The sequence below is a fragment of the Pseudomonas sp. UYEF17 genome, assembly GCF_040546125.1.
GTDB lineage: Bacteria > Pseudomonadota > Gammaproteobacteria > Pseudomonadales > Pseudomonadaceae > Aquipseudomonas > Aquipseudomonas putida_Z.
The window spans coordinates 427,732-440,626 of sequence record NZ_JBEPNE010000004.1 but is presented as its reverse complement, the minus strand read 5'-3'; the positions used below and the strand labels follow the sequence as shown (position 1 = coordinate 440,626).

Sequence of the window (12,895 nt, the reverse complement as noted above, 5' to 3'; positions counted from 1 at the left end):
GATTCGTGCTTTCGCCTAAGCCAATATATGACACTTTTCCAAAATATGTGCAAATGATACTGTGTGACTCCATGTCAAACATTCACCACGGACTGCTGATGCCTAGAAAACTCCCTGCACTGAACGCCGACAACCGCGCCTTCTGGCAAGGCGGTGAAACGGGCCAGTTACTGATCCACCGCTGCGCCGCGTGCAGCCGCTACTTTCACCCGCCTGCTCCGCTCTGTCCGCAGTGCGCCAGCTTTGAGGTGGGCCCCGAAGTGGTGTCTGGCCGGGGCAAGGTGCTCAGCTTCACCATCAACTATCAGGGTTGGACGCCCGACCTAGAGGTGCCCTACGTGGTGGCGATCATCGAACTCGCCGAACAGGCCGGCTTGCAGTTCATCAGCAACGTAGTGGGCATGCCGGTCACGGATGTGCACATCGACATGCCGGTTCGGGTCAGTTTCCTCAATGTCGAGGACGTGTGGCTGCCCCTGTTCGAGAGGGCTCAATGATGTTCGATCACCGTTACGAAAAAGACGTGGCCATCACCGGCATCGGCCAGTCGGAAGTCGGCCGGCCGTCGGACAAATCAGCCATGCGTCTGACCCTCGATGCGTGCCTGCAAGCGATTGCCGACGCTGGGCTGCAACGCAGCGATATCGACGGGGTGGCCTGCTGGCCCGGCGACAACAACAATGGCGACCCGTTTTCCCCGGTGGGGCCCAGCGCACTGAAGAGTGCACTGGGGCTCAACGTCAACTGGTTTGGCGCAGGCTACGAAGGACCGGGTCCCCTGGCTGGGGTGATCAACGGGGCGATGGCGATCGCCGCCGGGTTATGCAAGCATGTGCTGGTGTTCCGCACCATCACCGAAGCCTCGGCACGCGCAGTCAACCGCCAGGCCGGCGCCTTGACCGCCAAAACCCAGGGCCGCGACAACAGCTACGCCTGGCAATGGTTCACCCCATTCAATGTGCATTCGGGAATCAACCTGATGGCCCTGTATGCCCAGCGCCATTTTCACGAGTACGGCACCCGCCCCGAGCAACTGGCACAGATCGCCCTCACCTGCCGACGCAATGCCATGCGCAACCCCAAGGCGGTGTACCGCACGCCCATGACGATGGACGACTACATGAACGCGCGGATGATCTCCTCGCCCCTGCGCCTGTTCGACTGCGATGTGCACTGCGATGCCTCTACCGCGATCATCCTGTCGCATCGCGATGTCGCCCAGGATCTGCCGAACAGGCCGATCCGCATCGAGGCGATGGGCGCCGCGCTGAACCAGCCCTGGTCGTGGGACCAGATTTCACTGACCCGGATGGCCGCCTTCGATGTCGGCCAGATGATGTGGGCGCGCACCGACTACACCCCGCAGGACGTCGGCTCAGCGCAGCTGTACGACGGCTTCTCAATCCTGACCCTGATCTGGCTGGAAGCCCTGGGTCTGTGCCCGGTGGGTGAAAGCGGGTCCTTTGTCGAAGGTGGAGGGCGTATCGCGCTGCAAGGCAGCTTGCCGATCAACACCAATGGCGGGCAGTTGTCAGGCGGGCGCACCCACGGGCTGGGCTATGTGCACGAGGCGTGCCTGCAACTGTGGGGGCGCGCCGAAGGCCGGCAAACCCGCGACCATGGCGTCAGTACGGTGGCCGCAGGCGGCGGCCCGCTGGGGGGCAGCTTACTGTTGGTACGCGAATAGCGACGGGGTTCAGTAGAGTACGCAGGCCACTTCGTTGCAGAACTCGATCAGCGCCTTGCCCATCTCGGCAAGGCCCTCTTCGTCGCGCTGGCCGCGGAACATCACCGCCGAAACGGTGAACTCGATGCTGTTGGAAGGAGAATAGATCGGCGCTGCCACGGCCAGGATACCGCCGGAAAAATGCCCATCGTCCATCGCCCAGCCGCGCTCGGCAGCCACTTTGACGTCCTCGCGGTAATTTTCCAGAGACAACGGCCGGGCCCAGCGGATCTTCTCGAAATTACTTTCCACCAGCGGGTCGTGCATGTCGAGCTGAGTGGCGAACAGTCGCCCGCTTGCGCCCATCAGGATCGGCAGTCGTTGGCCTTCGGCCATGTCGATGCGCACATCGGTGGGGCTGGCCGCGGAGCTGACGATCACGATCCGGTCCGGACTCATCTTGCGCCACAGCGTGATGGTCACCCGCAGCCGCGACGCAAGGTTCTGTAACAACGGCTTGGCCATCTGCACGCGATGACCCTGAGTCACCAGTTGCTCCACCAGGCGCGCCAGGCCGGAGCCCACTGAGTAGCGTTTGGACAGCGGGCTGAAATCGACCACATCCTCCTGCACCAGGGTACGCAGGATGTTGAAGCAGGTACTGGGGTTGATGGAAAGCTGCCGGGCGATATCCAAGGAGCGTTCAGGTTTGCCGACCTGGCTCAGATGACGCAGGATGCGTATGGCGTTGGATACCGGCTTGACGAGGGTTGCATTGGCCGATTTGGCGGTGTCGCTCATGTCTGAAGTGTCCATACTGCGTCCGGTAACTAGTTGTTACCAACATTCTAGCCTGAGAATTACTCGCCCCGTAAAGTTTTACATGGGAATTTACCGCGATCCGGAGCCTATGGGTTCAGCGGCGGCTGGTAGATCAGCCGGCGGGTTTGCAGGTCTTCGCGGCGAAACTGCTGCAAAAGCCCTTCCAGAGCCAGGTCGGCCTGGGTCACCCGCACCTGCTGGCGCAAGTAGTCGAGCCAGGACTCGACGATGAACCGTTCGCTGTAGCGTTGCGTCTCGGCCATGTCGCGGTAGAGCCGCCAGTTCTGCGCGCCATTGCGCCGCCGCGCCTTGCCTACCGCATACACCGCCAACAGAAAATCATCTCGCTGCGGCGCAGGCACCTCGTATATCACCTCCACCGAAACCGGCCCGTCGGCGTGCGCCACTGGGGCCTGCAATTGAAGGTTGTCGGTCAGCGGCGCCTGTGCAAAGTCGGCTTCTTGGCCCAGTTCCACACGGCCGTTACGCGTCAGTAGCACCCCGGCGAACAGGCACAGCGTCGAAACCAGCAGGCTTGCCTGCAGCCCCGCATACTCGGCCAGCACCCCCCAGGCGGCGCCACCGAAGGCCATCGCGCCCATCAGGGTCAATACGTACATCGACGCTACGCGGGCGCGCACCCAGTTGGCGGCATAAGTCTGCACCACCGAAGAGAGCGTGGCGTTGACCGCCATCCAGCCGAACCCGGCACACAGCATCATGACGCACACTAGGTAGCGGTTGCTCGACAACGCAGCGGCCAGCGCGGCGGCGGCAAAGGCGGCGGTACCGCAGGCAATCAGTTGACGCAGGCCGAGCCTGCGATGCAGGCGAGGTGAGTTCAGTGCAGCCAGTACCGCCCCCGCCCCCAGGAATGCCATCAGCAGGCCGTAGCCACCGGCGCCCATGCCCAGTTGCTGGCGCGCAACCAGGGGCATCAGCGCCCACAGAGCACTGGCGCTGGCAGTGAACACCAGCACCTGCTGCATTGCGCTGGACAGTACCGCCGAATGGCGAATGTAGCGCAGCCCGCTGCGCATACCGCCTATCAGGGTTTCCGGCGGAAGCCCGTGGACAGGCGGTGCCGGCGCCAGGCGCAACAGAAAGAACATCACGGCGCCCATGCACAGCGCGATCAGCACGAACACAGACGTGTTGTTCCAGTAGGCAATCAACGCCCCGGCCAAGGCCGGCCCCAGGGCACGGGTGGCGTTGACCGCAATGCCATTCAGGGCGACCGCTGCCGGTACCTGATCACGCGACAGCACGCTGATCATGGTCACCATCCACGCCGCCATACCCAGCGCGCTGCCGGTGCCCAGCACGAAGGTGAAAGCCAGCAGCCCCCAGGCTTCGAGGCGCTCGAACCCGGCCAACAGGCTGAGCATGATGGCCGCGAACACCATCAGGCACTGGGTGACGATCAGCCAGCGACGTCGGTCGACCAGGTCGGCGAGCACCCCGCCCGGCAGTGCGAATAGAAAGACCGGCAGTGTCACCGCGCTTTGCACCAGCGACACCATGATTGGTGAGGCGGTAAGCGTGGTCATGATCCACGCTGCGCCGACCGTCTGCATCCAGATCGCCAGATTCACCACCGCACCGGCCAGCCACAAGCCCCGAAAGGCCCGGTTGCGAAATGGCGCCCACGCCGAACCCTCGCTCATCATTGCTCCTTAGAACGTCTAGCCCATCAGGGTTTAGTGATCCAGCGGCAGCCCCAGGCGCCCCACCGCGCGGGCCGGGCCGAGCGGGCACGGCGCAGCAATGGTATTGCGCAGCTGGCCGATGCCGGAGATTTGCGCCACCACCTGGTCACCCGGTTGCAGGAAGCGCCCGCTTTCCAGGCCCACCCCGTGCGTGGAGCCAGTGAACACCAGGTCGCCGGGGCGCAGCTTGATCCGTGCATCCAGGTAATTGAGCAGCTCGTCCAGGGGGAAGATCATGTGCTGGGTATTGTCGTGTTGGCGTACTTCGTCATTGACGCTCAGGCGCATCTCCAGCGCAGGCTGCTGCTCGCCGCCCAGCTCGTCAGCCGTCACGATCCACGGCCCTGCGGGCGTGGTGCAGTCCATGGCCTTCTGGGTCAGTAGGTCGAGCCGCCCGATCTGCTGGCCCGCATCGCGTGCACTGATGTCGTTACCCACAGTGAAACCCAGAAGGCAGGCGCTGGCGCGGGGTTCATCCTGCAGCGCTCGCCCCACTACCGCCACCAGCTCCACCTCGTAATCCAGTTGCCTGGTCAGCGGCGAATACCTGATCGGGTCATTGGCCCCGACCAAGGCCGACTCGGGCTTGAGGTAGGCCAGTGGGTGTGCCGGGGCCTGACTGCCCAGGCGTTCGAGGTGGCTCAGGTAGTTCAGGCCCACGCCGAACACGCGGCTGCCCGGTTCCAATGGCGGCAGCAAACGTGCCCGGGCCAACGGCAGGCGTTCGCCAGCCAGGTCCAGAGCGTCCAGGTGCAGCCCCGCGCCCAGCCGCGCCCAGCACGCGAACGGCGCCCGAACCTGCCTGCAGTGCTCGCTGCTGGCGTCTACCAATGCCCAGAACGCCTGCCCGCCCAGCTCGATCCGCGCCAGGCGCATGTCACTGCCGGGCCAGGTAGGTAGGCAGATACTCGGCGTCATGGACCTCTTCGGGAGTCTTGACACTCGGTCCCAGGATGGGCCCCACCATCTCGTGGCCCCACAGGCTCAGTTTTTCGGGGTTCAGCTCGTAGGGGTCGCCTTGCCACGGCTCGATTTCAGCAATGGTTTCGAAGGCAAAACCCGAGGGGTTGTAGTGATAGAAGGACAGGTGCGGGTCTTGCGCATGCTGGCCGAGCGTCATCATCATCGGCAGTTCGCGCTGGCGCACGATATCGTAGGTCTCGCCCACATCACGCACGTTGCGAACGAACAGCCCGACGTGCTGGACGCCCATTCGCCCGGGCCCATGGCCATAGGCGATGTCGTGGCTGGTGTGATGGTTGAGCCGGGAGCGGAAGAAGCCGGTACGCCCCTTGCCCGCTCCCGCGCCATACCAGCTGAAGCCCATGACATTGAGCAGGAAGTCTTCAAGTTCCGGGGTGTACTCCGGAGTGATCAGCACTACGTGCCCTGCACCGCGCTCGTCGGCCAGAAAGCCGCTGTGGGGGCGCCCTGGCTGAAATGAACGCGGCAGCCATTTCTGTCCGTAAAACAACTCATGTTGGTAGCCGACCGGGTCACGAAAACGCACCACCTCACGCACGCCGCGGGTCTCGCACAGCTGCGCGTCACCACGGGTGTAGGCCACGTTGGCGGCCTCGAGCTTCCTGATCCCATCCTCGAACGCCATGCGCCCGATGGCTTCCCAGCCGATATACGCGATGCGGTCCACCTTACCCGGATGGAATGCGAAGCGGTGACGGCGATCATCGATTCTGAAATACAGCGACGCCGGGTCGCCGGGCGGATTTTTGCCGATACCAAAGCCCATCACCTGCGGGCCATACTCGCGCCAGGCGTCAAGATCAGGGGTTTCGAAGCCCATATAACCGATACCAATGATGTCCAATTTGTTCACCTTGTTCTTGTTCGAGATGAAACGATGCCAACTATCGCTCGCGCTGTCGCAGCAGGGCTAGACCGCCAGCAGCCCGCCGTCTATGACAAAGTCCGAACCGGTAATGAAGGAGGCCTCTTCGGAAGCCACGAACACCGCCAGCGCCACCACCTCTTCAGGTTCGCCGGGGCGATCCATCAGCACACCGTCGAGCAGCATGGCGCGGGCCTTGGGGTTTTCCAGAAACGCTTGAGTGCCAGGCGTGGCGACGAAGCCAGGACTCAGGCTGATGGCACGAATACCGACGGCTGCTCCCTCCACGGCCAATTGCCGGGTAAACGACACTACCGCGCCTTTGGCTGCCGCGTGGGCACTGATACCGGCCACCTTCGAACCGCCCCACGCCGCAGTGGAAGAAACGTTGATAATCACTCCGCGCTGCTCGGCCAGGTATGCCCAGGCGTACTTGGTGGTATAGAACAGCAGGTCGATTTCATTACGCAGGGTGTACTGCCAGTCTTCGATCGACAGCTCACTCACCAGGCCGAAGCGCGCTGCTGAAGCGTTGTTGTAGAGAACATCAATGCGCCCGTGCTCGGCGACGGCCGCCTCGATCCACGCCCTGGCCTGCTCGTGATCGCCCAGGTCCACGGGGGCAGTGCCATACAAGGTAAACCCCTCGTCGCTCATCAGGGCACGGGTCTGTTCGTGGCCCTCGGCATTGAAGTCGCACCCGACCACGATCGCCCCTTCACGGGCAAAGCGCAGCGCTGCCGCACGGCCTTGGCCGCCTCCGGTGCCGGTAATCAGGGCCACCTTGTTGTGTAAACGTCCCATCAGCACCTCCTCAACTCGTTGGTAATGACACCCTCTCAAGTGAGTGTGTACTCAAGCGGGGCAGTCTTGGGCGTCGATGGGCTCCAGCCATACTGCTTCGGCCGGGCAAGCAGCAGCGCCCTCGCGGGCATCTTCTTCAAGTTCGGGGGGTACCCGAGCGTCATCGAAGTACACCAGGCCGTCGGCATCGAGCTTGTACACACTGGGGCAAATGGTGGCGCACAGGCCGTAACCACAGCAGCGGCTACGGTCGGCAACAGCTTTGAACTGCGCTTTTTCTGAACTCATTTTTTTCTCCTTATCAGGTTCAGTCTCAGCAAATTATGAACACTTATTTATTTTATGTGCAATTTATTTTTAGCGAGGATATGCTCGGCCTCAGTTGCAGCAGTGAACCACGGTTGCGCCCTGGCAAACGCTCTGCGGTCAGCGCGATGTTGAACATGGCGTGACCGAGGGTGATTCAACTGGGTGCGCAGCGCAGCACATTCGTTTGTCTGTGAGTCATACGGCTGTGCTGGACAAACCGGAAATCACGGTTTTCACACAAAAAATGCAGTGTTTGGCTCAACAAAACCTACAAGGAAGCCAACTCATGAACCCTTCGAAAAACCAGGCGGCCATCGACCTGCACGAGTTCCGGCACAGCTGGAGAATCCTGCTTCTGTCAGTTGCCGGCGTGGCCATCAGCATCAATGCCGCGCTTCTGTACGGTTTTGGCACGCTAGTGGTACCGCTGGGCGATGCCTTTGGCTGGGGCAAAAGCGAATTGCAGGCGTGCATCACCTTCCTGTTTGGCGGCGCGGTGGTGTCGCTGCAACTAGTGGGCTGGTTCAACCTGCGCTTTGGCATGAGGCGCGTCACCGTGGTGTCCCTGTTGCTGCTGTCGGTCGGCTACCTGGCCACCACCCAGGTCAGCTCTTCGATCTGGTCGATGTACCTGGCCTTTGCGCTGCTGCCGATCGTGGGCATGGGCGCACTGGCCGTGACCTGGACCCAACTGATCAGCCTTTGGTACGACCGAAATCGCGGCCTGGCGCTGGCCATTGGCCTGTCAGGTACCGGCGTCACCGCCGCCACCGTTCCCCGGCTGATGACGTGGGGCATAGAGCAGTGGGACTGGCGTGCGGCCTTCGTGATCCTTGCGCTGCTCAACCTGCTGGTGCTGCTGCCGCTGATCCTGCTGTGGTTCAAGCTGCCCAAGGCCGCCGATACCACCCGGCAGGACGCCCTGGAGCAATTGCCGGGCATGAGCTTTCGCGAAGGCATGTGCTCGCTGAAATTCTGGACCTGCAACCTGGCGCTGGGCCTGGTAATTTCGTCGATTGTCGGCATGGTCACCAGCACGGTGCCGATGCTCCAAGCCAAGGGGCTATCGGCGGCAGATGCGGCCACCATTTTCAGCGGCTTCGGTATTTCGCTGATCCTGGGGCGTATGGTCATCGGCTATCTGCTCGACCGCCTGTGGCCGCCGGTGGTCTCAGCGTGCAGCCTGCTGCTGCCCGCTGTCGGCTGCCTGGTATACCTGAGTGGCACCACCGAGTTCATGCCCCTGATGCTGGCAGCCGTGCTGGTCGGGTTCGGCGCCGGGGCAGAGTTTGATATCGCCGCGTTCCTGATTGCGCGCTACTTCGGCCTGCGTGAATACGGCCGGTTATTCGGTGTGCACCAGGGCCTCAATACCGTGGCATCGGCCTTGGCGCCGCTGCTGTTCGCCTTCCTACTCGCACGTACCGGCTCATACACCGCCATGCTGGTGTACAGCGCCGCATGTTGCGTGGTCGGCCCGCTGTTGCTACTGACCCTTGGACGAGTGCCGCGCTTCGACGCGCAGCCCTTGCCCAGCCACTCCTGAGCCCACAAGAAACGGAGCAGAACATGCCCACACTGACCTTTATCGAACATAACGGCACCCACCATCAGGTCAACGGCGAAGTCGGCCAGTCGGTCATGCAGGCCGCCACGTTCGCTAGCGTGCCGGGCCTGCCCGCCGATTGCGGCGGCGCCTGCAGCTGCGCCACATGCCACACCTACGTAGACGAAGCGTGGCTGCACAAGGTGCAGGCACCGGAAAGCATGGAGAGTGACATGCTCGAGTACGCCTTCGAGCGTCGTGACAACAGCCGCCTGAGCTGCCAACTGATTATCAGTGAAGACATGGAAGGCATGGTACTGCACCTGCCCTCTTCGCAATTCTGAATGCGTTGCAAGGAGTACTCATGACCCTCGCCTCAGTCGTTATCGTCGGTGCCGGCCAAGCCGGATTCCAAGTGGCCGCATCGCTGCGCCAGGAAGGCTATGAAGGCCGTATCACCCTGATCGGCAATGAACCCGGCCTGCCCTACCAACGCCCACCACTGTCCAAGGCCTACCTGCTCGGCAAGATCCAGGAAAACAACCTGCTATTCCGCCCGGCCGAGTTCTACGCCACCCAGCGCATCGAGCTGCTGCACGACCCGGCCACCGCCATCGACCGGCTCAACCGCCGCGTGGTGCTGGCTTCCGGCACCGCCCTGAGCTATGACCACCTGATACTGGCGACCGGCGCGCACAACCGCCCGCTGCCAGTGCCTGGCGCGGAGCTGCCTCAGGTGTTCGGCATCAAGACCAAGGCCGATGCCGACGCCCTGGCGCCGCTGGCCAGGCAGGCGCGCAACGTGGTGGTGGTCGGCGCAGGCTTTATCGGCCTCGAGTTTGCCGCGGTAGCCGCCGCCCAGGGTGCGCAGGTGCATGTGCTGGAGCTGGGCGAGCGCCCCATGGCGCGTGCGGTGTCGCGGGAAATGTCCGAGTTGTTTCGCCAGGCGCATGAGCAGTGGGGCGTGCACTTCGATTTCCGCCAAGGCCTTGCCCGCATTCTCGACGACAACGGCAAGGTGTGCGGCGTGCAAACCGCAGATGGCCGCACCCTGCCGGCTGACCTGGTGGTATTCGGCATCGGCGTTATCCCCAATACGCAACTGGCCACCGAGGCCGGCCTGGACATCGAGAACGGCATCAAGGTGGACGCCCACCTACTCACCTCTGACCCACAGATTTCCGCACTCGGTGATGTGGCCAGCTTTCCATGTGTACAGAACGAAGAGCAGCACACCCGACTCGAGTCGGTGCAGAACGCCATCGACCAGGCGCGTACCGTGGCCGCGCGCCTGATGGGTAAGCCCTCGCCCTATGCCGCCCTACCCTGGTTCTGGACCGATCAAGGCGACCTAAAGCTGCAGATCGCCGGGCTGTCCAGCGGCTACGACAGCACGGTTGTGCTCGGTTCTGCCCATGACCGGCAACTTTCGGTGCTGTGCTTTCGCAATGAGCGCTTGGTGGCTGTGGAGTCTTGCAACCGCCTGGGCGACCACATGGCCGCGCGCAAGATTCTCGCCCGCGCACCCAGGCTGACGGCGGCTCAAGCAGCAGCCGAAGGTTTCGACCTCAAGACTTGGGAAGCGGCTAACCGCGACTGACAGCCCTCACCCACATCTCGCCGCACTGTACCCCCAAGGGCCCAGCGCGGCGTTTGCGCAACCTGATGGAGCGATGCAATGAACAAGGTCTGGTTTGTTACCGGTGCGGGCCGCGGGTTGGGCGCCGCCATTGCCAGGGCGGCATTGGCGGACGGTGACTGCGTGGTGGTCAGTGGCCGGCGCCTGGCGCACCTGCAAGGCATGTTTGCCGAGTACGGCGACCGGGTGCTGGCGGTGCCCCTCGAAGTCAGCAATCAAGCGCAGGCATTGGCCGCCGTGGAGCAGGCAGTGGCCCGCTTCGGTCGAATCGACGTGCTGGTCAACAACGCCGGGTATGGCCAACTGGCACCCTTCGAGGACAACCTGCCGAGCGATGCCGAAAAGCAGTTCGCCACCAATGTGTTCGGTGTGTTCAACGTGTGCCGCGCCGTGCTGCCGGTGATGCGCGCACAACGTAGCGGCCACCTGTTCAATGTGTCGTCCATGGCCGGCGTGTTAGGCATGGGAGGCGCCGCACTATACTGCGCCTCCAAATTCGCGGTGGAGGGGTTCTCCGAATCCCTGGCCCAGGAGGTAGCGCAGTTCGGCATCAAGGTCACGCTGGTGGAACCCGGGGTGTTTCGCACCGACTTTCTCGATGCCAGCTCCGCAATGTTCGGTGAACGCGGGTTGCAGGACTACGCCGCGTTCACGGCCAAGGTCAAGGCTGCGTCGGCTGCCGGCAATCATCAACAGGGCGGCAACCCGGCGAAGCTGGGCGAAGCCCTGGTGCGCCTGGCCAACACCGACCAGCCACCATTGCGCTACCTGGCCGGTTCCGACGCCTACGGCCAGATCAGCGTCAAGCTCACCGGAATGCTCGCTCAGATAGAAGCCTGGCGCGAGCTCTCCTGTTCTACCGATGGTTCTACTGGTTGATGAAGTAACGCACGGACAACCGCCCCCCTTCGAACCGGTACAGCTCGATCGTCTCTATGCCACCGTCCTGCTCGCGAAAAGCGTTCAAGTGGTGGCACGCCACTTCATTGCCATTGATGATGCACTGGCGTACCTCGACCCGAACTTTGGGTTGCTGTTGCGCCCACATGCCCTCCAGCACCTGCCAAGCGTCATGCTGCGGCTTGCCAACATACTCGATACTCAAGCCATTGGGTGACACGCTGCGGTAGTGGGCAAAAAAGCCTTCCTTGTCGCCGCGGTTCCAGCAGTCGACCTGGCCGTGCAGAAAGTCTTCGATCACGTGTTTGTCCATTGTCATGTAAGGGTCGTCCCTAGGCAGTTTGTTGTTTGAGCTGACGCTGCAGCGCTTGAAATGCCGGTTCCATTCTCAGCCACAGCAGAATGATCGGGCCGATGATGGCGCAGAAGAAGCAGCTCACCAGTACTGCCGAATAGCTGCCGTACACATCGAACAGGTGGCCGAAAAGCATCGGCACCAGGCCGGACACGATGGTGATCAGGCACAGGTGCAGGCCAAAGATGCGCGCGTAGTCCTTCAGGCCGAAGTAGCGCGCCATCAGAAACGCCGCCAGGTCAAACTCGGCGCCGGCACTGGCACCGATGCACAGGGTCGCCAGCATCAACAGCGGTACGTGCTGCGAGCCGCCAAAAAAGAAGATTGCGCACCCCAGTGCCGGTAACGCAAGGCTCACCGCCGCCACCAGCGACGGCGAGTAGCGGTCCAGCAGGTACCCCACCAGCAGGCGCCCGCCAATGATCGAAATGCCGAACGTACTGAAGATCTGGCTGGCCTGCTGCGCGCTCAGGCCCTTGCTTTGCAGCATCGGCACAATGTTGGTGACCATGCCCACTGTCAATGACACTGATAGGATCAACGCGATATTGAAACCCCAGTACTTGCCCGAGCGCAGCGCCTGTCTGAAGCTCATGCCCGACAACGACGGTTGCGGCTGCGCCGTCAAAGGGTCGGCCGCGGCGACCTCGACCGGCATGCGCAACCACATCAACGCCAGCGGCAGCGTGAACAGCAGCGGCATCGCCCCCAGGGCAATGAAACCGGCCTGCCAGCCATAGGCACCTATCAGCCGGGACAATAACGGAGGCAGGATCATCGCCATCAGACCGGTGCCGCACAGGATCACCGCCAGGGCCAGCCCCCGGTTACGCTCGAACCACAGGTTGACCAGCTGCGTCCAGGTGATGGCGATGGTACCGGCACAGACGATCGGCATGCTGAAGAACGCCAGGTACAACCAGGCGATTGCCCCCTGGATCTGGGTGATGGCGAAGTAGCCGACGATCTGCAGCATGATCGAGACGATGGCGACCCGACGCAGGCCGTAGCGCCGATACAGCCAACCGACCATCTGGGTGGAGATGGCCACCCCGGCGAACAGAAAGGAAATCGAGGCCTGCAAGTCGCCCCGGCTCCAGCCGAAGGCCTGTTCCAGCGGAATCACCAGGGTGCCGAACGCATACAGCAAGGCGGCGGTGATGCTGGTGCAGATGCCGAACAGCCCCAACAGCACCACGCGCCAGCCGCGCCTGAATTCGGAAAAATCGTTGCCAGCGCGTTGGCGCTCACGTGTGTCTGTAGTCATGCACTTTCACTCCCGTAGCAGCGCGGCGC

Annotated in this window: 14 protein-coding genes; 6 read left to right on the top strand and 8 right to left on the bottom strand. The window is 62.7% G+C overall.

All coding sequences use genetic code 11. The features are described from left to right. Nucleotides 1-98: 98 nt before the first annotated feature. Nucleotides 99-497 (top strand): Zn-ribbon domain-containing OB-fold protein, encoded by a 399-nt coding sequence (locus tag ABIB24_RS09540; protein ID WP_046786390.1) that lies wholly within the window; start codon nt 99-101, stop codon nt 495-497. Next, nucleotides 497-1,687, top strand: coding sequence for a thiolase family protein (locus ABIB24_RS09535; protein ID WP_051095800.1), 1,191 nt, complete (start codon nt 497-499; stop codon nt 1,685-1,687). The genes ABIB24_RS09540 and ABIB24_RS09535 overlap by 1 nt, the downstream gene beginning before the upstream one ends. Before the next feature lie 9 nt (nt 1,688-1,696). On the opposite strand, the gene ABIB24_RS09530 is transcribed toward ABIB24_RS09535, so the two are convergent. The 6 genes from ABIB24_RS09530 to ABIB24_RS09505 all read right to left on the bottom strand — a co-directional run bounded on the left by ABIB24_RS09530 (nt 1,697) and on the right by ABIB24_RS09505 (nt 7,138). After that, on the bottom strand, nt 1,697-2,467 hold the full coding sequence (locus tag ABIB24_RS09530; protein ID WP_196996667.1) for an IclR family transcriptional regulator: 771 nt from the start codon (nt 2,465-2,467) through the stop codon (nt 1,697-1,699). 107 nt (nt 2,468-2,574) lie between these two features. Beyond that, nucleotides 2,575-4,155: an MFS transporter gene (locus tag ABIB24_RS09525; RefSeq protein ID WP_103469843.1), complete on the bottom strand. Its 1,581-nt coding sequence runs from the start codon at nt 4,153-4,155 to the stop codon at nt 2,575-2,577. Between the two features lie 33 nt (nt 4,156-4,188). Beyond that, nucleotides 4,189-5,073, bottom strand: a complete 885-nt coding sequence (locus ABIB24_RS09520) for a fumarylacetoacetate hydrolase family protein (RefSeq protein WP_075045767.1) — start codon at nt 5,071-5,073, stop codon at nt 4,189-4,191. Between the two features lies 1 nt (nt 5,074). Next, nucleotides 5,075-6,025 carry a VOC family protein gene (locus tag ABIB24_RS09515; RefSeq protein ID WP_046786388.1) on the bottom strand — a complete coding sequence of 317 codons (951 nt, stop codon included), beginning with the start codon at nt 6,023-6,025 and terminating at the stop codon, nt 5,075-5,077. Nucleotides 6,026-6,091: 66 nt separating this feature from the next. Next, nucleotides 6,092-6,850 carry an SDR family NAD(P)-dependent oxidoreductase gene (locus ABIB24_RS09510; protein WP_046785910.1) on the bottom strand — a complete coding sequence of 253 codons (759 nt, stop codon included), beginning with the start codon at nt 6,848-6,850 and terminating at the stop codon, nt 6,092-6,094. Between the two features lie 51 nt (nt 6,851-6,901). Then, nucleotides 6,902-7,138, bottom strand: a complete 237-nt coding sequence (locus tag ABIB24_RS09505) for a ferredoxin (RefSeq protein WP_046785909.1) — start codon at nt 7,136-7,138, stop codon at nt 6,902-6,904. Nucleotides 7,139-7,445: 307 nt separating this feature from the next. Between ABIB24_RS09505 and ABIB24_RS09500 the strand changes: the two genes are divergently transcribed. The 4 genes from ABIB24_RS09500 to ABIB24_RS09485 all read left to right on the top strand — a co-directional run bounded on the left by ABIB24_RS09500 (nt 7,446) and on the right by ABIB24_RS09485 (nt 11,223). After that, nucleotides 7,446-8,705, top strand: a complete 1,260-nt coding sequence (locus ABIB24_RS09500) for an MFS transporter (RefSeq protein ID WP_075045768.1) — start codon at nt 7,446-7,448, stop codon at nt 8,703-8,705. Between the two features lie 23 nt (nt 8,706-8,728). Beyond that, nucleotides 8,729-9,049, top strand: a complete 321-nt coding sequence (locus tag ABIB24_RS09495) for a 2Fe-2S iron-sulfur cluster-binding protein (RefSeq protein ID WP_046785907.1) — start codon at nt 8,729-8,731, stop codon at nt 9,047-9,049. Between the two features lie 20 nt (nt 9,050-9,069). Continuing rightward, nucleotides 9,070-10,305: an NAD(P)/FAD-dependent oxidoreductase gene (locus tag ABIB24_RS09490; protein WP_046785906.1), complete on the top strand. Its 1,236-nt coding sequence runs from the start codon at nt 9,070-9,072 to the stop codon at nt 10,303-10,305. Nucleotides 10,306-10,383: 78 nt separating this feature from the next. Then, the gene (locus ABIB24_RS09485) at nt 10,384-11,223 is read left to right on the top strand and encodes an SDR family NAD(P)-dependent oxidoreductase (RefSeq protein WP_054573044.1); all 840 of its coding nucleotides are present in this window, start codon (nt 10,384-10,386) and stop codon (nt 11,221-11,223) included. On the opposite strand, the gene ABIB24_RS09480 is transcribed toward ABIB24_RS09485, so the two are convergent. Continuing rightward, the gene (locus ABIB24_RS09480; RefSeq protein ID WP_046785904.1) at nt 11,213-11,563 is read right to left on the bottom strand and encodes a nuclear transport factor 2 family protein; all 351 of its coding nucleotides are present in this window, start codon (nt 11,561-11,563) and stop codon (nt 11,213-11,215) included. The genes ABIB24_RS09485 and ABIB24_RS09480 overlap by 11 nt on opposite strands. A gap of 13 nt (nt 11,564-11,576) precedes the next feature. Further along, a complete protein-coding gene (locus ABIB24_RS09475) occupies nt 11,577-12,866 on the bottom strand; it encodes an MFS transporter (RefSeq protein ID WP_046785903.1) in 1,290 nt (429 codons plus the stop codon). Nucleotides 12,867-12,895: the final 29 nt, after the last annotated feature.

What these genes read in the sequence shown, in the direction of transcription:
- ABIB24_RS09490 (WP_046785906.1), top strand. Translation starts at nt 9,070, where the DNA reads ATGACCCTCGCCTCAGTCGTTATCGTCGGTGCCGGCCAAGCCGGATTC.
- ABIB24_RS09480 (WP_046785904.1), bottom strand. Translation starts at nt 11,563, where the DNA reads ATGACAATGGACAAACACGTGATCGAAGACTTTCTGCACGGCCAGGTC.
- ABIB24_RS09535 (WP_051095800.1), top strand. Translation starts at nt 497, where the DNA reads ATGTTCGATCACCGTTACGAAAAAGACGTGGCCATCACCGGCATCGGC.
- ABIB24_RS09485 (WP_054573044.1), top strand. Translation starts at nt 10,384, where the DNA reads ATGAACAAGGTCTGGTTTGTTACCGGTGCGGGCCGCGGGTTGGGCGCC.
- ABIB24_RS09540 (WP_046786390.1), top strand. Translation starts at nt 99, where the DNA reads ATGCCTAGAAAACTCCCTGCACTGAACGCCGACAACCGCGCCTTCTGG.
- ABIB24_RS09525 (WP_103469843.1), bottom strand. Translation starts at nt 4,155, where the DNA reads ATGAGCGAGGGTTCGGCGTGGGCGCCATTTCGCAACCGGGCCTTTCGG.
- ABIB24_RS09510 (WP_046785910.1), bottom strand. Translation starts at nt 6,850, where the DNA reads ATGGGACGTTTACACAACAAGGTGGCCCTGATTACCGGCACCGGAGGC.
- ABIB24_RS09520 (WP_075045767.1), bottom strand. Translation starts at nt 5,073, where the DNA reads ATGCGCCTGGCGCGGATCGAGCTGGGCGGGCAGGCGTTCTGGGCATTG.
- ABIB24_RS09530 (WP_196996667.1), bottom strand. Translation starts at nt 2,467, where the DNA reads ATGAGCGACACCGCCAAATCGGCCAATGCAACCCTCGTCAAGCCGGTA.
- ABIB24_RS09500 (WP_075045768.1), top strand. Translation starts at nt 7,446, where the DNA reads ATGAACCCTTCGAAAAACCAGGCGGCCATCGACCTGCACGAGTTCCGG.
- ABIB24_RS09495 (WP_046785907.1), top strand. Translation starts at nt 8,729, where the DNA reads ATGCCCACACTGACCTTTATCGAACATAACGGCACCCACCATCAGGTC.
- ABIB24_RS09475 (WP_046785903.1), bottom strand. Translation starts at nt 12,866, where the DNA reads ATGACTACAGACACACGTGAGCGCCAACGCGCTGGCAACGATTTTTCC.
- ABIB24_RS09505 (WP_046785909.1), bottom strand. Translation starts at nt 7,138, where the DNA reads ATGAGTTCAGAAAAAGCGCAGTTCAAAGCTGTTGCCGACCGTAGCCGC.